General features: G+C 70.7%; 14 protein-coding genes. 8 read left to right on the top strand and 6 right to left on the bottom strand.

The genetic code is table 11. From position 1 onward, the window contains the following. Positions 1-7: 7 nt before the first annotated feature. Positions 8-784 carry a TIGR03084 family metal-binding protein gene (locus G6N49_RS23585; protein WP_011562764.1) on the top strand — a complete coding sequence of 259 codons (777 nt, stop codon included), beginning with the start codon at positions 8-10 and terminating at the stop codon, positions 782-784. A gap of 2 nt (positions 785-786) precedes the next feature. On the opposite strand, the gene G6N49_RS23580 is transcribed toward G6N49_RS23585, so the two are convergent. From G6N49_RS23580 to G6N49_RS23570, 3 genes are read right to left on the bottom strand one after another with little or no spacing between them, the layout of a single operon-like run. Then, entirely contained in the window at positions 787-2,004 is a 1,218-nt protein-coding gene (locus G6N49_RS23580; RefSeq protein WP_011857605.1) for a serine/threonine-protein kinase, read from the bottom strand. A 51-nt stretch (positions 2,005-2,055) separates the two neighbouring features. Continuing rightward, positions 2,056-2,553, bottom strand: coding sequence for a hypothetical protein (locus tag G6N49_RS23575; protein ID WP_011562766.1), 498 nt, complete (start codon positions 2,551-2,553; stop codon positions 2,056-2,058). Between the two features lie 6 nt (positions 2,554-2,559). After that, complete coding sequence (locus tag G6N49_RS23570; RefSeq protein ID WP_011857606.1) at positions 2,560-4,029, bottom strand: CCA tRNA nucleotidyltransferase; 1,470 nt, start codon at positions 4,027-4,029, stop codon at positions 2,560-2,562. A gap of 85 nt (positions 4,030-4,114) precedes the next feature. Here G6N49_RS23570 and G6N49_RS23565 point away from each other — a divergent pair, with 85 nt between their 5' ends. The 7 genes from G6N49_RS23565 to G6N49_RS23535 all read left to right on the top strand — a co-directional run bounded on the left by G6N49_RS23565 (position 4,115) and on the right by G6N49_RS23535 (position 14,636). Continuing rightward, positions 4,115-4,927 carry an NUDIX hydrolase gene (locus G6N49_RS23565; protein WP_011857607.1) on the top strand — a complete coding sequence of 271 codons (813 nt, stop codon included), beginning with the start codon at positions 4,115-4,117 and terminating at the stop codon, positions 4,925-4,927. Further along, complete coding sequence (locus G6N49_RS23560) at positions 4,909-7,362, top strand: DUF6049 family protein (protein ID WP_407665049.1); 2,454 nt, start codon at positions 4,909-4,911, stop codon at positions 7,360-7,362. The genes G6N49_RS23565 and G6N49_RS23560 overlap by 19 nt, the downstream gene beginning before the upstream one ends. Further along, on the top strand, positions 7,359-11,102 hold the full coding sequence (murJ, locus tag G6N49_RS23555; protein WP_235679573.1) for a murein biosynthesis integral membrane protein MurJ: 3,744 nt from the start codon (positions 7,359-7,361) through the stop codon (positions 11,100-11,102). The genes G6N49_RS23560 and murJ overlap by 4 nt, the downstream gene beginning before the upstream one ends. Positions 11,103-11,200: 98 nt before the next feature. Next, complete coding sequence (gene sigM / locus G6N49_RS23550; RefSeq protein WP_011857610.1) at positions 11,201-11,878, top strand: RNA polymerase sigma factor SigM; 678 nt, start codon at positions 11,201-11,203, stop codon at positions 11,876-11,878. Positions 11,879-11,960: 82 nt separating this feature from the next. Then, on the top strand, positions 11,961-12,932 hold the full coding sequence (trxB, locus tag G6N49_RS23545) for a thioredoxin-disulfide reductase (RefSeq protein ID WP_041309992.1): 972 nt from the start codon (positions 11,961-11,963) through the stop codon (positions 12,930-12,932). A 34-nt stretch (positions 12,933-12,966) separates the two neighbouring features. Continuing rightward, complete coding sequence (trxA, locus tag G6N49_RS23540; protein ID WP_011562773.1) at positions 12,967-13,296, top strand: thioredoxin; 330 nt, start codon at positions 12,967-12,969, stop codon at positions 13,294-13,296. A gap of 143 nt (positions 13,297-13,439) precedes the next feature. Then, positions 13,440-14,636 (top strand): N-acetylmuramoyl-L-alanine amidase, encoded by a 1,197-nt coding sequence (locus G6N49_RS23535; protein WP_011562774.1) that lies wholly within the window; start codon positions 13,440-13,442, stop codon positions 14,634-14,636. A gap of 12 nt (positions 14,637-14,648) precedes the next feature. On the opposite strand, the gene G6N49_RS23530 is transcribed toward G6N49_RS23535, so the two are convergent. The 3 genes from G6N49_RS23530 to G6N49_RS23520 form a co-directional block, all read right to left on the bottom strand. Next, positions 14,649-15,398 (bottom strand): hypothetical protein, encoded by a 750-nt coding sequence (locus G6N49_RS23530; protein ID WP_011562775.1) that lies wholly within the window; start codon positions 15,396-15,398, stop codon positions 14,649-14,651. Positions 15,399-15,583: 185 nt separating this feature from the next. After that, a complete protein-coding gene (locus G6N49_RS23525) occupies positions 15,584-16,576 on the bottom strand; it encodes a ParB/RepB/Spo0J family partition protein (protein WP_011562776.1) in 993 nt (330 codons plus the stop codon). 27 nt (positions 16,577-16,603) lie between these two features. Beyond that, positions 16,604-17,605, bottom strand: coding sequence for a ParA family protein (locus G6N49_RS23520; RefSeq protein ID WP_011857611.1), 1,002 nt, complete (start codon positions 17,603-17,605; stop codon positions 16,604-16,606). Between the last annotated feature and the right edge of the window lie 2 nt (positions 17,606-17,607).

The following is a 17,607-nucleotide window of genomic DNA, read 5'->3' as shown; positions in this document are numbered from 1 at the left end:
GCACATCATGGCCGCCGCAGACTCCGTCGTCGCCGACCTGCGCGCCGAGAGCGACGAACTCGACGCGCTGATCGCCGACCTCCCGGCCGCGATGTGGTCGACACCGACCCCGGCGCCCGGGTGGACCATCGCCCATCAGATCGCCCACCTGTTGTGGACCGACCGCGTCGCGCTGCTGTCGGTGACCGACGAGGCCGGGTTCAACGTCGTCCTCGGTGACGCCGCGAAGGATCCCGGCGGCTTCGTCGACCGCGCCGCCGAGGACCTGGCGGCCACGCCGCCTGCGGAACTGCTGGCCGACTGGCGGACCACCCGGGGCCTGTTGCACGACGCCCTGCTGACCGTCGCCGACGGACGCAAACTGCCGTGGTTCGGCCCGCCGATGAGCGCGGCGTCGATGGCGACCGCGCGGTTGATGGAGACGTGGGCACACGGACTCGACGTCGCCGACGCGCTCGGCGTGCGGCGGACCCCGACCACCCGGCTGCGCTCGATCGCGCACATCGGGGTGCGCACCCGAGACTTCGCGTTCGCCGTCCACGGACTGCCCGCCCCGGCCGAGACGTTTCACGTGGAACTGACCGCACCCGACGGATCCCCGTGGACGTGGGGACCGGCGGACGCCGCGCAGCGGGTCACCGGATCGGCCGAGCACTTCTGTTTCCTGGTCACCCAGCGGCGACCCCGGACCGAGTTGGACGTGACCGCGGTGGGACCCGACGCCGAGCAGTGGTTGTCCATCGCGCAGGCGTTCGCCGGCCCGCCGGGGCCGGGGCGCGGCTGAGGCTAGTTCCCCTTGCCGTTGCCCTTGCCGTTGCCGTTGCCCTTGCCGTTGCCGTTGCCGTTGCCCTTCGGCTTCTTGTTCTCGACGACCGGAGCCTGAGGCTGTTCGACGACCGGCGCGACCGACGACGGCGGCGGGGGCGGGGTCGTCGACGGCGGCGGGGGCGGCAGGGTGGTGCTGGTGCTCACCGGTTCCTGAGCGGGCGCCGACGAGAACGGGTCCATCGCCAGCGCGACGGCGGCGATGGCGAAGGCCGCCAGCACCGCGCCGGCGCCTGCCAGCGCGCGGGTGCGCCGCGGCCGGCCCCGGGGCACCGGACCGGCCGACGTCGGCGGCAGCGGAGCGGCGAGCACCCGTGTCGCAGGACGCGGTGGCGGGGAGACCGGCGCCGTACCGTCGAACAGCGCGTGCTGGTCACCGGCCAGCGCGGCGCGCATCTGGGTCGCGCTGCCGAACCGCTGCGGCGGATCAGGGGTCATCGCCCGCTCGATCACCCCGGCGAGGATCGGGTCGACGTCGGTGCGGAACGCGGTCACCGGGGGTGGTGGGTCGTCCATGATCGCGCGCGCCACCGCCGCGGGGTTGTCCTGCGGGAACGCACGTCTACCCAACAGCGCCTCATGCGCCATCACCCCGACGGCGTAGAGATCGTCGGCGACCGAGGCCGGTGCCCCACTGACCCGCTCGGGGCTCATGTAGGCCAGCGTCCCGATGATCTGACCGGTCATGGTGTAGGCGGCGCCGCCGGTCTTGGCGATCCCGAAGTCGGCGACCTTGAGGGTGTTCGCATCGGCCGAGAGCAGGATGTTCCCCGGTTTGATGTCGCGATGCAGCACACCCGCCGCGTGGGCGACCTCGAGGGCGGCGAGCACCTCGCCGAGCATCGAGCGCACCTGGGCCGGTGACATCGGTCCCGCGGCGATGACGTCGCCGAGGGTGCGGCCCGGCAGCCGCTCCATGACGATGAACGGCGTGCCGTCGTCCTCGCCGTAGTCGTGGACCGCGACGATGTTCGGGTGGGTGAGGGCGGCCGCCGAACGGGCTTCGGCCTCGAAGCGGCTGCGGACGTCCGGTTGGGCCCGCATCGCCGGATGCAGCAGTTTGATCGCGACCGCACGATCGAGGCGGGTATCCCATCCGTCGCGGACCTCTGCCATTCCACCGAGGCCGAGCACCTCGCGGAGTTCGTAGCGGCCGGCGAGCAATTCGGGGCCGGTCATAGCCAAGCGGTAGCCCGGTTGACCCCTGCGTAAACCGGATGCAGGTCGGCGCTACATTCCGGTCGCCGCATCGGCGCGGCCGTCGCCGTCGCCGTCGGACAGCCGGACGTCCCAGCGCCCGTCACCGTCGGTGTCCACGTGTGCGGTGTCGCCGCTGAACACCCGGTCGGCCAGGCCGTTGCCGTCGCTGTCGACGAGCCGGTCGTCGACCTGCCCGTCGGCGTCGAGATCGACCATCGGACCGCCGGTGTGCTCGACGCCGTCGAGACCGAACCAGCGCACCTGCCCGGTCCGGTCGACGCTGAGCATCCAGGTGCCGGTGCCGTCGTCGCTGACGTAGGCCTCGGCGACATCGTCGTCGTCGAGGTCGCGTGCGCCGACCTCCGCCAGCCCGTCACCGTCGCGGTCGGCCAGCGCGTCGTCGACCCGGCCGTCCCCGTCGAGATCCAGCGCGACCGCGTCGAACACCCCGTCGCCGTCGGTGTCGGCATCCGGTTCCGCGGTCCACATCGTCGCCGATCCGTCGGCGTCACCCAGGCAGTACTCCACACCGGTTCAGACGTCCCGACGGGGTTCGGCGTTCCACCACTTCAGCAGTTCGTCGACCGCCTCGTCGTGGGAGAGCGGACCGCGTTCGAGCCGCAACTCCTTCAGATGGCGCCACGCCTCCCCCACCTGCGGGCCGGCCGGGATGTCGAGGAGCCGCATGATCTCGTTGCCGTCGAGGTCGGGCCGCACCCGCTGCAGATCCTCCTTCGCGGCCAACTCGGCGATGCGGCGCTCGAGGTCGTCGTAGTTGGCCTGCAGCCGGGCGGCGCGGCGCTTGTTACGGGTCGTGCAGTCGGCGCGGACGAGCTTGTGCAGCCGGTCCAGCAGCGGACCGGCGTCGGTGACGTAGCGGCGCACCGCCGAATCGGTCCACTTGCCTGGCCCCTTCGCATCGCCGTATCCGTGGAAGCGCAGGTGCAGGAACACCAGCTGCGACACGTCGTCGACCATCTGCTTGGAGTACTTGAGCGCCCGCATCCGCTTGCGGGCCATCTTCGCGCCCACGACCTCGTGGTGGTGGAAGCTCACCCCGCCGTCGGGTTCGTGGCGCCGCGTCGCCGGCTTCCCGATGTCGTGCAGCAGCGCCGCCCAGCGCAACACCAGATCGGGACCGTCCTCGAGATCGATGGCCTGACGCAACACCGTCAGCGAATGCCAGTAGACGTCCTTGTGCTGATGGTGTTCGTCGATGGCCAGCCGCATCCCGCCGACCTCGGGCAGCACCACGTCGCCGAGCCCGGTCTGCACCATCAGGTCGATACCCGTCACCGGATCGGCGCCGAGCAGCAGCTTGTCCAGCTCCGCGGCGACGCGCTCGACGGTGATGCGGGCCAGCTGCGGCGCCATCTCCGTCATCGCGGTCCGCACGCGCGGTGCGACGCCGAACCCGAGCTGTGAGGCGAAGCGCGCGGCGCGCAACATCCGCAGCGGATCGTCGCCGAACGACACCTCGGGCGCCGACGGGGTGTCGAGCACCTTCGCCCGCAGTGCGGCCAAACCGCCCAGCGGGTCGTGGAATTCGCCCGGACCGGCGGCGGTGATCGCCACCGCCATGGCGTTGACCGTGAAGTCGCGGCGCACCAGATCGTCTTCGAGCCGGTCGCCGTACCGGACCGCGGGATTGCGCGACACCTGGTCGTAGCTGTCGGCGCGGAAGGTCGTGATCTCCATGCGGTGGCCGGCCTTGCCGACCCCGACGGTGCCGAATTCGATGCCGGTATCCCACAGCGCGTCGGCCCATGGCCTCAGGAACGCCTGCATCTGCTCCGGGCGCGCGTCGGTGGTGAAGTCGAGGTCGGTGCCCAGCCTGCCGAGCAGCGCATCGCGCACACTGCCACCGACCAGATACAAGGTGTGACCGGCTTCAGCGAACACCGCGCCGATATCGCGCAGAACCTCGCCGTCACGATTGAGCGCCACCGCGGCACGGGCCAGCAGCGCGGTGTCGTCTTCGGCGTCGTCTGGGTCGTGCGGCACGTTCGTTGAGCCTAGAGGGTAACGGTCCGGCAGCGACCGGCGAGTGTGGCCGGAGCGAAACTGGGTGGCAGCTACTATCGCTTGGGTGTCGGAAGGCGAACAGCCCAAACCACGACGCCGCCGCGGGCGACGTCGCGGCCGACGCGCGGCCGGACCCCCGCAGGCGGCGACCGACCGATCCACCGCCTCCGCCGAGCCCGCCAACGGCTCCGGCCCCACGGATACCCCCGGGACCGGTACCCCCGAAACAGGGGCCAAACCCACCGATCAGGCCCGCAAGGCCCGGCCCCGCCGCCCCCAGGAGCGGCTGCGCACCGTGCACGAGACCTCGGCGGGCGGTCTGGTCATCGACGGTATCGACGGACCGAAGGACAGTCAGGTGGCGGCTTTGATCGGCCGCATCGACCGCCGCGGCCGGATGCTGTGGTCACTGCCCAAGGGGCACATCGAGATGGGTGAGACGGCCGAGCAGACCGCGATCCGCGAGGTCGCCGAGGAGACCGGCATCCGCGGTGACGTGCTCGCCGCGCTGGGCAGCATCGACTACTGGTTCGTCACCGAGGGGCGCCGCGTCCACAAGACCGTGCACCATTACCTGATGCGATTCCTCGGCGGTGAACTGTCCGACGAGGACGTCGAGGTGACCGAGGTGGCCTGGGTGCCGCTCGAGGAACTGCCCAGCCGGCTGGCCTACGCCGACGAACGCCGACTGGCCGAGGTCGCCCACGAACTCATCGACAAACTGCACGCCGACGGTCCGGCGGCGCTCCCGCCGCTGCCGCGCTCGGCGCCGCGGCGACGCCCGCAGACCCATTCGCACACCCGCAACCGTCGTCGTGACGAGTCCAGCCAAACCCCTCCCGGCCGGCGGACGAACGGATGCGGACAAGGGCAGTGAGGACCGTGGCGGCGCCACGCATGACGACGGCGGTGCCGCGTCTGCTGGCCGCACTGGTCCTGTTGCTGCTGACCGCCATCTCGACCGTCCTTCCGCATGCCGCCGCCGGGGAGCCCGGCGCCGCCGCGTTCCTGCAGTTGCGCATCGACCGCGTGACCCCAGACGTCGTCACCACGGCCAGCGATCCGGTGGTCACGGTGTCCGGGGTGGTGCGCAATGTCGGGGACCGCACGGTCCGCGATGTGGTGCTGCGTCTCGAACACGCGCCGGCGGTCGACTCGTCGTCGGGGCTGCGCACCAACCTGACCGGCAACCTGGATCAGTTCGAGCCGGTCGCCGACTTCGTCACCGTCGCCCCCGAACTCGATCGCGGTAAAGAGGTGCCGTTCACCTTCGCCTATCCGATTCGCGCCGCGGACGGGCCGTCGCTGCGCATCGAGTCGCCCGGCGTGTATCCGCTGATGGTCAACGTCAACGGCACACCGGACTACGGGGCGCCGGCCCGGCTCGACGACGCGCGTTTCCTGCTGCCGGTGCTGGGCGTGCCGTCCGAACCCGGCGCCGAGTCGGCCGCCGAGACACTGACCTCCGTCGTACCTCCCGACACGTCGAAACCCGTGCGGCTGACCATGTTCTGGCCCCTTGCCGACAAACCCCGGCTGGCCGCGGGCATCCCGGGCGGCACGACACCGGTGCGGTTGATCGACGACGACCTCGCGGCGTCGCTGGCGCCCGGCGGCCGGCTGGAGACGCTGCTGGCCGCGGTGGACTTCGCCACCGGCCCGACCGTGGACCAGGGCGGTGAGCTCGGCCGAGCACTGTGCCTGGCGGTCGACCCGGACCTGCTGGTGACGGTCAACGCGATGACGGCCGGATACGCCGTGAACGACGGACCCGACGCCGGGCCGACCACGCCGACCCGCCCCGGCACCGGACAGGAAGCGGCCGTCGGCTGGCTCAACCGGCTCAAGGTGCTCGCCCGACGGATGTGCGTGACGGCCACGCCGTACGCCCAGGCGGATCTCGACGCGCTGCAGCGGGTGGGCGATCCGCGCCTCGGCGCGATCGCCACCACCGGCGCCGCCGACATCGTCGACCAGATCCTCGGCGTCCCCTCGACCCGCGGTGTCACGCTGGTCGGCGACGGTCCGCTCACCGGGGCGGCGGCGCAGCTGCTGTCCACGCAGGGGCGGACGGTGGCGGTCACCGCGGCCACCCTCACGGCCCGCGACGACGCGACCGGCCTCGGCTCGACCGCCGACCTGGCCCCCGTGCGGTACTCCCCCAACCTCGTCGCGATGCCGTTCGACCCGACGATCGGTGCGGCACTCGCCGGGGCCGGCGCCGAACCCGCGGCACCGACCTACCTCGACCCGTCGCTGGACGTCCCGCTGCGGCACGACTCGGCGGTGGCCCGGCGCCAGAACGCGATCGGCTCCCTGTTGTGGCGCGGTCTGCAACCCGACACCGGCCCGCGTACCCAGATCGTGGTGCCGCCACTGGTGTGGAGCCCGCGGCCCGACGACGCCCAGGCCGTCCTGACCTCGATGGGCACGGCGATCAGGGCCGGCCTCGCCCTCCCCCGGCCGCTGCGTGAGGTGATCGCCGAGGGCGATGCCGTACCACCGCAGCCCGATGCCGGGTGGCCGGCCGACGACATCGGCAACCCGCGCGGCCGCATCGACGACGCGGTGACGTCCGGGATCGCCGCCACGAACGGACGGCTCTCGGGCCTGACCGCGGCCCTCGGCGTCGACGAACGCACCGGGCTGACCGGGATCGGGTACACCGCGCCGCTGCGTGAGGACATGCTGCGCGCGCTGAGCCAGTCGGTGCCGCCGCCCGCCCGCGACGGACTGGCCCGGCAGCGCCTCGCGGTGGTCACCGACACCGTCGGCGACATGTTCGGCGCGGTGCGGATCATGAACCCCGGTGGCGCGTACACCCTGGCCACCGAGCGCAGCCCGCTGCCGCTGGCGCTGCGCAACGATCTCCCGGTGCCGATCCGGGTGCGGCTGGCCGTCAACGCACCCCCGGGGATGACGGTCGACGACCTGGGCGAGATCAGCCTGCCGCCCGGATATCTGCCGCTGCGGGTTCCGATCGAGGTGCACTTCACCCAGCGGGTCGCCGTCGACGTGGCGCTGCGCACCGCCGAGGGGTTGCCGCTCGGTGAACCGGTGCGGCTGTCGGTGCACTCCAACGCGTACGGCAAAGTGCTGTTCATCATCACGATGAGCGCCGGCGCGGTGCTGGTGCTGCTGGCCGGCCGCCGGCTGTGGCACCGCTTCCGCGGCCAACCCGACCCGGCCGACCTCGACCGGCCGAAACGCGCGGTGGCCGACCGGACCCACGAGGCGCATGCGCCTACCGACCCGCTCGACACCGCCCTCCGGTACGCCCCCGGCGACCAACCCGTCGGCGACCAGAAATGAGCACCACCGGGTGGGAACCGGGTCCCCCGCCGAACCGGCCGCCCGATCCCCCGCCGCAACCGTTCCCACCGCCGCGCCGCATCCCGCCCCCACCCGGTGCCGCACGCCCGGGCCCTGGCCGACGCCCACCGCCCGCCCCACCGCGGCAGCGCGTCCCGCGTGGTCCGGCCCCCCGCCGCCGGGCCGGCCGGCCGGAACTGTCCGACGCGGCCGTCGTCTCACGTTCGTGGGGTATGGCGGTCGCGACGTTGGTCAGCCGCATCACCGGATTCCTGCGGATCGTGCTGCTCGCCGCCATCCTCGGTGCCGCGCTGTCGAGTTCGTTCACGGTGGCCAACCAGCTGCCGAACCTGGTCGCGGCGCTGGTGCTCGAGGCCACCTTCACCGCGATCTTCGTGCCGGTCCTGGCCCGCGCCGAACGCGACGACCCCGACGGCGGGACCGCCTTCGTGCGCCGCCTGGTCACCCTGGCGACCACACTGCTGCTGGCGGCCACGGTGCTCTCGGTCGCGGGCGCACCCCTGCTCGTGCGGTTGATGCTCGGCGACGACCCGCAGGTCAACAATCCGCTGACGACGGCGTTCGCCTACCTGCTGCTGCCGCAGGTGCTGTTCTACGGGTTGTCCTCGGTGTTCATGGCAATCCTCAACACCCGCAACGTCTTCGGGCCGCCGGCGTGGGCGCCGGTGGTCAACAACGTGGTCGCCATCGCCACCCTGGTGCTGTATCTGATCGTGCCGGGCGAACTCTCGGTCGACCCCGTCGAGATGGGCAACGCCAAACTGCTGGTGCTGGGCATCGGCACGACACTCGGCGTCTTCGCCCAGACCGCGGTCCTGCTCGTCGCGATCCGTCGCGAACGGATCAGCCTGCGCCCGCTGTGGGGGATCGACGACCGCCTCAAGAAGTTCGGCACGATGGCCGCGGCGATGGTGCTCTACGTGCTCATCAGCCAGATCGGGCTGATCGTCACGAACCAGATCGCCAGCGCCTCGGCGGCGTCCGGACCGGCGATCTACAACTACACCTGGCTGGTGCTGATGCTGCCGTTCGGGATGATCGGCGTCACGGTGCTCACCGTCGTGATGCCCCGGCTGTCCCGTAACGCCGCCGCCGACGACATCCCCGCCGTGCTGGGCGACCTGTCGCTGGCCACCCGGCTCACCATGGTCACGCTGATCCCGATCGTCGCGGTCATGACCGTGGGCGGCCCGGCGATCGGCACCGCGCTGTTCGCCTACGGCAACTTCGGTGAGACCGACGCCGGCTACCTGGGCATGGCCATCACGCTGTCGGCGTTCACGCTGATCCCCTACGCGCTCGTGCTCCTGCAATTGCGGGTCTTCTACGCGCGTGAGCAGCCGTGGACGCCGATCATCGTGATCATCGTCGTGACCACCGTCAAGGTGATCGCCTCGCTCGCCGCACCGGCGATGACCGACGATCCGGAGCTGGTGGCCGGATACCTCGGCCTGGCGAATGGTCTCGGCTTCCTCGCGGGTGCGGTGGTCGGCCATTTCCTGCTGAAATCCAGCCTGCGCCCCCCGGGCGGCCGGATGTTCGACGTGCAGGTGATCCGCACGATCCTGGTCACCATCGCCGCCTCCCTGCTGGCCGGCCTGCTCGCCCACGTCGCCGATCAGCTGCTCGGCCTGGAGTCGCTGACGGCCGATGCCGACGGTGTGGGATCGCTGGTGCGGCTTGCGGTGCTGGGTCTGATCATGGTGCCGGTGATCGCGGGGGTGCTGCTCGCGGCGCGGGTGCCCGAAGCCGACGCCGCCGTCGCGTTCGTCCGCAGGCGGCTCGGCAGGTCCGCGCCGGCACCCGCCGCGTCAATATCTCGACCCGACCAACCGCGGCCCGCCGGTGCCTTCCCGTACTCTGACGGCAGGAGTGCGCGTCCGGTGCGGCGGAGTCGGGGCCCCGCGACCGGCCGGTACGACCCTCCGGTTCGGGGAACTCCGGTGCATGGCGCCGGGGCAGAAAGGTGGAGAGGACCAGCGGTGAGCGACGACTCCGCGGGTGATTCCGCAGCGGCGCCCGACAGCGCGTCGACCACCAGAATCTCGCGGCCCGCCGCGGACGATTTCCAGCCCGACGTCCCCGAAACCCCCTCCGCACCCGCCGACCGGTCGGCCACCGCGGAGATGCCCACGTCCGGCCGTCCGCCCGCGGACTACGGCGGCGATCCCACCCGGGAATCGCTGCCCTTCGACGCGCCGCGCGAACCGGCCATCGAGGCAGCCACCTCCGACGAGGACGTCCACCTCATCCCCGGCGCGACGATCAGCGGCGGCCGCTACCGCCTGCTGGTGTTCCACGGCGGACCCCCCAACCTGCAGTTCTGGCAGGCTCTCGACACCGCGCTCGACCGTCAGGTCGCGTTGACCTTCGTCGACCCGGACGCCACTCTGCCGGACGAGCGGGTGCAGGACATCCTGGCGCGCACACTCAAGCTCAGCCGCCTCGACATGCCGGGGGTGGCCCGCGTCCTCGACGTCGCCAACACCGGATCCGGTGGGCTGATCGTCTCGGAGTGGATCCGCGGCGGGTCGCTGGCCGAGGTCGCCGAGACCGCACCCTCACCGATCGGCGGCGCCCGCGCGATCCAGTCGCTCGCCGCGGCCGCCGAGGCCGCGCACCGCGCCGGGGTGGCGTTGTCGATCGACCATCCCAGCCGCGTCCGGGTCAGCATCGAGGGCGACGTCGCCCTGGCGTTCCCGGCCACCATGCCCGACGCCACGCCGGAGGACGACATCCGCGGTATCGGCGCCGCGCTGTACGCATTGCTGGTCAACCGCTGGCCGCTGCCCGAGACCGGGGTGCCCAGCGGACTCGCCCCCGCCGACCGCGACCCGGCGGGCGACCCGCTCGAACCGCGGGCGGTGGACCGGGAGATCCCGTTCCAGATCTCGGCGGCGGCTGCGCACGCCGTACAACCCGACGGCGGCATCCGCAGCGCACCGACGCTGCTGAACCTCCTGCAGCAGGCCACCGCCGTGGCCGACCGCACCGACCTGATCTCACCGGTCGACCGGCCCGACGGCGGCACCCCGTCGCGCTTCCGCGGCGAACCCGACGACGACCCGGAGGCGCAGGCCCGCCGCAAGCGCGGGTTGATGGTCGGCCTCACGGTCGGCGGCGTGATCGTCGTCGTCGCGCTCATCGTGCTGGCGACCGTGCTGAGCCGCATCTTCGGTGACGTCGGCGGCGGGTTCGACGGCGACGAACTCGGCCTCAACGCCCCGACCACCTCCGAAGAGGCCGAGGGCGGGTCGACGGCGCCGGGCAACGTGGTGCGTCCGGTGCGGGCGACGGTGTTCTCCCCCGCCGGCGGCGCCGACTCCCCGGATCAGGCCGGCAACGCCATCGACGGGAACTCGACGACGGTGTGGCCCACCGACATCTACTCCGATCCGAACCCGTTCCCGAACTTCAAGAACGGCGTGGGGCTGATGCTCGAGCTGCCGCAGCCCACCACGATCAGTTCGGTGGACGTCAACGTCTCCTCGACCGGCACCTCGGTGCAGATCCGGTCGGCGCAGTCGGCCGAACCGTCGTCGCTCGAGAGCACCACCGAGATGACCCCGTCGACGCCGTTGAGCACCGGCAACAACACCATCGAGGTCAGCGACGCCTCCCCCACCTCGTTCGTGCTGGTGTGGATCGACAAACTCGGCACCGTCAACGGTGAGAGCCGCACCGACATCTCCGAGATCACGCTCAAGGGCACCTCGTAGGCGGTTATCCACAGGCTCGGTGAGCCGCGACCTCTGTCGACGAGCCGTCGGCGAACTACGTGCGCGAGAGCACCCCCGGACCCGCTTAGGGTTCGGCTGTGGTGAGCTTCGACGCCGTCGGCCGGTCCGACGCCCAGCTGCTGGCCGATCATGTCGCGGGTGACCGCTACGCGTTCGCGGAGTTGTTCGTCCGCCACCAGCGCCAGCTCGAGCGGCTCGCGCGGATCACCAGCAGCAACCGCGAGGACGCCGCCGACGCGCTGCAGGAGGCGATGCTCTCGGCGCACCGCAAGGCCGCGAGCTTCCGCTTCGACTCCGCGGTGAGCAGCTGGCTGTACCGCATCGTCGTCAACGCGTGCCTGGACCGGCTGCGCACCAACCGCACACACGCCACCAGCACGCTCGTCGACGACGTCGGATCGGCCGGCGACCCGACGGCCAGGGTGGACACCGCGATCGTCATCGAACGGGCCCTGCTGCGGTTGCCGGTCGAACAACGCGCCGCGGTCGTCGCCGTCGACATGCAGGGGTACTCGGTCGCCGAAACCGCCCGGATGCTGGGCGTCGCGGAAGGCACGGTCAAGAGTCGGTGCAGCCGGGGCCGGGCGAAACTGGCCGAGACATTGCGCGGTCTCGACGAGACGGAGACGGCATCGCCGCCGCCCGCCGGCCGCGGCTGCCACCCGGTGCCGCGGTCGGCCCGTAGCCGCCGCCGTCCCACTATCGAGCGCGCCGTGCGTCACGCGGGTGGCGGGACACCGGTCGACCGGCCGTAGCGTGACCCTCCAGGCAGTCGGGAACACCCGGACCTAGGCTGGTGTTGTACCCGTGCCGGTGCGAAACGGCAGAAAGGCTCACATGACCAGCTCATCGACGGTTCACGATGTGATCATCATCGGCTCCGGCCCGGCCGGATACACGGCCGCCGTGTACGCCGCGCGCGCACAGCTCAAGCCGCTCGTATTCGAGGGCAGCCAGTTCGGCGGCGCGCTCATGACCACGACCGAGGTGGAGAACTACCCCGGCTTCCGCAACGGCATCACCGGACCCGAACTGATGGACGAGATGCGCGAGCAGGCGCTGCGCTTCGGCGCCGACCTGCGGATGGAGGACGTCGACGAGGTCTCCCTCGACGGCCCCGTCAAGACGGTCACCGTGGGCGACGAGACCCATCGGGCCCGGGCGGTCATCCTCGCGATGGGTGCCGCCGCACGCCACCTCGGCGTCCCCGGCGAGGACGCGCTGCTCGGCATGGGCGTGAGCACCTGCGCGACCTGCGACGGCTTCTTCTTCCGCGATCAGGACATCGCGGTCATCGGCGGCGGCGACTCGGCGATGGAGGAGGCGACGTTCCTCACCCGCTTCGCGCGCAGCGTGACGGTGATCCACCGCCGCGAGGAGTTCCGCGCCTCGCGCATCATGCTCGACCGCGCCCGCGCCAACGAGAAGATCACGTTCATGACCAACACCGCGGTCACCGAGATCGAGGGCGATCCCAAGGTGACCGGAATCCGCTTGCGCGACACCGTGACCGGTGAGGAGTCGAAGCTCGCGGTGACCGGTGTGTTCGTCGCGATCGGGCACGTGCCGCGCTCGGACATCGTGCGTGGTCAGGTCGACGTCGACGAGGACGGCTACGTCCTGGTCGAGGGTCGCACCACCAACACCTCCGTCGAAGGTGTCTTCGCCGCAGGCGATCTCGTGGACCGCACCTACCGGCAGGCGATCACCGCCGCGGGCAGCGGTTGTTCGGCCGCCATCGACGCCGAGCGCTGGCTGGCCGAAATCGGCGTCGCACCAAGCGATCAAGAGATCTCGGCCCCGATCTGAGACATCTGACACACCCCTATCCCGAGGAGCACACATGGCCGACAGCGCCACCGTCACCGTCACCGACGACTCGTTCTCCGAGGACGTGCTGACCAGCAGCACGCCCGTCCTGGTCGACTTCTGGGCCACCTGGTGCGGGCCGTGCAAGATGGTCGCCCCGGTCCTCGAGGAGATCGCCAGCGAGAAGGCCGGCGCGCTGACCGTCGCCAAACTCGACGTCGACGCGAATCCGACCACCGCACGCGACTTCCAGGTCGTCTCGATCCCGACGATGATCCTGTTCAAGGACGGTGAACCGGTCAAGCGGATCGTCGGTGCGAAGGGCAAAGCCGCACTGCTGCGGGAACTCACCGACCTGCTCTGACGGATCACGGCCTGATTCCGGTTCGCCTGGCGTTTTCCGGATTGACCGGAACTTCTGAGACAATGCCTTTCGGGCCTGTCGTGCATATGTCGATGCCGCAGGGGTACTGACAGCCATAACGAGGGCCTGCCGAAGGGGCGAGTATGTCGAGTCTGCGTCACGGTGATCGCGGAGCCGCGGTCACCGAGATCCGCGCAGCGCTCTCCGCTCTGGGCCTGCTGGACAGCCCCGACGACGACCTCACCACCGGAAGACATGTCGTCGCAGACCTGTTCGACGACCATCTCGACCAGGCGGTCCGCGCCTTCCAGCAGCACCGCGGGCTCCTGGTCGACGGCATCGTCGGTGAGGCCACGTACCGGGCGCTGAAAGAGGCGTCCTACCGCCTCGGCGCACGTACGTTGATGCATCAGTTCGGCGCCCCGATGTACGGCGACGATGTCGCGACACTGCAGGCGCGCCTGCAGGATCTCGGGTTCTACACCGGTCTGGTCGACGGGCACTTCGGGCTGCAGACCCATCACGGGCTCACCTCCTACCAACGCGAGTACGGGCTCTATCCCGACGGCATCTGCGGTCCGGAGACCCTGCGCTCGCTGTACTTCCTCGGGTCACGCGTGACCGGCGGTTCGCCGCACGCGATCCGGGAGGAGGAGCTCGTCCGCCGCTCCGGTCCGCGACTGTCGGGCAAGCGGGTCATCATCGATCCGGGCCGCGGCGGCAGCGACCACGGCCTCATCATGAACGGGCCCCAGGGTCCGATCAGCGAAGCAGACATCCTGTGGGACTTGGCAAGTCGCCTCGAGGGCCGGATGACCGCGATCGGGATGGACACGTTCCTGTCCCGCCCGGCCAACCGCAGCCCCTCCGACGCCGAACGCGCCGCGACTGCCAACACCGTCGGCGCGGACCTGATGATCAGCCTGCGCTGCGCCGCACAGCCCACCCCGGCCGCGAACGGCGTCGCGTCGTTCCACTTCGGCAACTCACACGGGTCGGTCTCCACCATCGGACGCAATCTCGCCGACTTCATCCAGCGAGAGGTCGTCGCCCGCACCGGATTACGGGACTGCCGCACCCACGGCCGGACCTGGGATCTGCTGCGTCTGACCCGGATGCCCACGGTGCAGGTCGATGTCGGCTACATCACCAACCCCCGTGACCGGGAGCTGTTGGTGTCCAACCACAATCGGGACGCGATCGCCGAAGGTATCCTCGCCGCGGTCAAGCGGCTCTATCTGCTCGGTAAGAACGACCGCCCCACAGGGACATTCACCTTCGCCGAACTGCTGGCGCACGAACTGTCCGTCGAACAGGCCGGCCGGCTCAGCTCGAACTGACCGGTTCGGTCGCTAACAGCGGCCGCTGCCCGCCCCGACGGGCTGCTGCAGTTGGGCCGACTCCAGAAGCCGCTCCAGCGCCGCTTCGACATCGGCCTTCCATCCAAGGCCCTGCTCGAGTTCCAGACGCAGCCGGGGGAAGTACCGGTGCGGCGAGACGACGGTGAAGCCCACCTGTTCCAGGAAGTCCGCGTCCAGCATGCACTGATGCACCGAACAGTCGCCGAGCGCCTCGACCACCGGGGTGAGCTCATCGGGGACCAGTCGCGGGTCGATGAGTTCGGCGGCCGCCTCGGTACGGCCGAACGCCTCGAGGGCGCGGACACCGCGGCGCACCAGATCTCCGACGACGGAGGTCAGCAGCGTGTGGGGCAGTCCGGTGGTGTCATCGCCCTGCTCCACCCCCACCGTCGTCAGAAGCACCGCGTCCGCGCTGACCGGTCCGGTCGGAAACAGCCGTGCGCGGGGAACCGCCCGCGGCGGTGCGTAGAACGCGTACCCCACACACGGTTCCTCCGCCGACGGATCGGTCGCGGCGGCCTCGTCGCTCATCGCCTCCGGACAGCGCACGGCGACCTGGCCGCATGACCCCCACTCGAGCATGACCATCGACAGCCAGGCTTCCTTCTCGAACTCCGGGTCGGACAGATGGTCCTCGCGTCCCAGCGTCGAAGGGTCGACCTCCCAGAAGACACAGCGCCGCGCATGCTTGGGAAGCTGCTCGAAAGCTTCCAAACGCAAGGGCGTGATACGTGTCGGCACTAGGCTCCCCGGTTCTCGTGCGCCGCGGACGCTGCGGACGGCCGCGGTTCGGGCTCCAGGATAGGCAGCGCGGTGGCGCCAGGTGAAAAGTGTTGCCGGGCAGATGATCTGCGCTCAGCCGGGGTGAGCGATCGGTCCGTCGAAGGTCGTGGTGTCACAGTGACGTAATGCCCCCGTGTCCTTGGTCAGGGCTTCGTCGAGTTCATCAACTCGACAATTCGTTGAAGATCGTCGACCGAGCCGAATTCGACGACGATCTTGCCTTTGCGTTTGCCTAGGCTCACCGTGACCCGGGTGTCGAACGCCGTCGACAGCTGTTCGGCGACATCCTGCAGGCCGGGCATCTGGATCGGCTTGCGCCGCGGCGCCGGCGGGGCGGCCGGACCGCTGTGATTCGCCAGCGTGACCGCCTCCTCGGTCGCGCGCACCGACAGCCCTTCGGCGACGATGCGGGCGGCGAGCTCCTCCTGGCGTTCGGGTCCGCCCTCGAGGGCGAGCAGCGCGCGGGCGTGCCCGGCGGAGAGCACCCCGGCGGCGACGCGACGCTGGACCGCGATCGGCAGGCGCAGCAGTCGGATCATGTTCGTGATCACCGGCCGCGAGCGACCGATCCGCGCGGCCAGTTCGTCGTGGGTGACGCCGAACTCGTCGAGCAGCTGCTGATAGGCGGCCGCCTCCTCGAGCGGGTTGAGCTGAACCCGGTGGATGTTCTCCAGCAGGGCGTCGCGCAGCATGCTGTCGTCGGCGGTCTCGCGCACGATCGCCGGGATGGTCGCGAGTCCGGCCTCCTGTGCGGCACGCCACCTCCGCTCCCCCATGACGAGTTGGTAGCGCGGACCGGCGTCACCTGGTTCGAGCGCGCGGACTACGATCGGCTGCATGAGTCCGAACTCGCGAATCGAGTGCACGAGTTCGGCGAGCGCCTCGCCGTCGAAGACCTGCCGGGGCTGACGCGGGTTCGGCTCGATCGCCGACGGATCGATCTCCCGGTAGACGGCGCCGAGTTCCGGGGCGGGCGGTGCCGCCACCGGACCGCCACCGATGACCACATCGGCCGCGGCGTTACCCATCCGCGGTCCACCCAGCGCGGCTTGGCTGCCGTCCTCGGTCGGTCCGGTCGGGATGAGCGAGGCCAGGCCGCGGCCGAGGCCGCTGCGCTTACGAGTGGGCTGCGTCATGTCCTTCTCTCCTTCGCGCACAGACGGTCATCGTGAGGCGCCGTCATGGGGGGCACCCCGCTCCGCCAACTCACGGCTGGCGTCGAGGTAGCTCATCGCACCCCGGGATCCGGGGTCGTAGTCGAGGATCGTCATGCCGTAGCCCGGCGCCTCCGACACCTTCACACTGCGCGGGATGACGGTGCGCAGGACCTTGTCGCCGAAGTGCGCGCGCACATCCTGGGCCACCTGATCGGCCAATCGCGTCCGACCGTCGTACATCGTGAGGATGACGGTGGAGACGGTCAGTTCCGGGTTCAGGTGTGACTTCACCATCTCGATGTTGCGGAGCAACTGGCCGACGCCTTCGAGGGCGTAGTACTCGCACTGGATCGGGATCAGCACCTCCGGTGCAGCCACCAAGGCATTGATGGTGAGGAGTCCCAGCGACGGTGGGCAGTCGATGAAGACGTAGTCGAAGTCGTACTGCTTCAGCTCGGCCAGGGCGGTCCGCAGCCGGCCCTCCCGGGCGACCATGCTGACGAGTTCGATCTCCGCGCCCGCGAGGTCGATGGTCGCCGGCACGCAGTACAACCGCTCGCTGTGCGGGCTTCGCTGGAGCGCCTCCTGGACCGGGATGTCCCCGATCAACACCTCGTACGAGGATGCGGTGCCTGGCCGGTGCTCGATCCCGAGCGCCGTACTCGCATTGCCCTGCGGATCGAGGTCGATGACCAGAACCTTCAACCCCTGCAGCGCGAGTGCGGCGGCGATGTTGACGGCGGTCGTCGTCTTCCCCACCCCGCCCTTCTGATTGGCGATGGTGAACACCCGCTGGCGTGCGGGGCGCGGCAGTCCGCCGCGGGACGCCGAGTGCAGCAGCCGCACCGCCCGCTCCGCCTCGGCTCCGATCGGGGTGTCGATCACGGCATCGTTCTGCCAGTCCTGCCCGGCCACGGCCGGCGCATCCTTCGGCGACACCGGCCATGTTTCACGTGAAACACGTGCAGCGCCCCGCGCTCCCCGCGACCCCTCGGGACCCTCAGCCATGC

The sequence above is a fragment of the Mycolicibacterium monacense genome (assembly GCF_010731575.1).
In the GTDB taxonomy this organism is placed as follows: domain Bacteria; phylum Actinomycetota; class Actinomycetes; order Mycobacteriales; family Mycobacteriaceae; genus Mycobacterium; species Mycobacterium monacense.
Note: the sequence above shows the minus strand (reverse complement) of the source record. Positions and strands in the feature narration are given on the sequence as shown.

Bases quoted from the DNA above. Each gene is read 5' to 3' on its own strand.
- trxA (WP_011562773.1), top strand. From the start codon at position 12,967: ATGGCCGACAGCGCCACCGTCACCGTCACCGACGACTCGTTCTCCGAG.
- G6N49_RS23580 (WP_011857605.1), bottom strand. From the start codon at position 2,004: ATGACCGGCCCCGAATTGCTCGCCGGCCGCTACGAACTCCGCGAGGTG.
- G6N49_RS23525 (WP_011562776.1), bottom strand. From the start codon at position 16,576: ATGACGCAGCCCACTCGTAAGCGCAGCGGCCTCGGCCGCGGCCTGGCC.
- G6N49_RS23585 (WP_011562764.1), top strand. From the start codon at position 8: ATGGCCGCCGCAGACTCCGTCGTCGCCGACCTGCGCGCCGAGAGCGAC.
- murJ (WP_235679573.1), top strand. From the start codon at position 7,359: ATGAGCACCACCGGGTGGGAACCGGGTCCCCCGCCGAACCGGCCGCCC.
- G6N49_RS23520 (WP_011857611.1), bottom strand. From the start codon at position 17,605: ATGGCTGAGGGTCCCGAGGGGTCGCGGGGAGCGCGGGGCGCTGCACGT.
- G6N49_RS23535 (WP_011562774.1), top strand. From the start codon at position 13,440: ATGTCGAGTCTGCGTCACGGTGATCGCGGAGCCGCGGTCACCGAGATC.
- G6N49_RS23560 (WP_407665049.1), top strand. From the start codon at position 4,909: ATGCGGACAAGGGCAGTGAGGACCGTGGCGGCGCCACGCATGACGACG.
- trxB (WP_041309992.1), top strand. From the start codon at position 11,961: ATGACCAGCTCATCGACGGTTCACGATGTGATCATCATCGGCTCCGGC.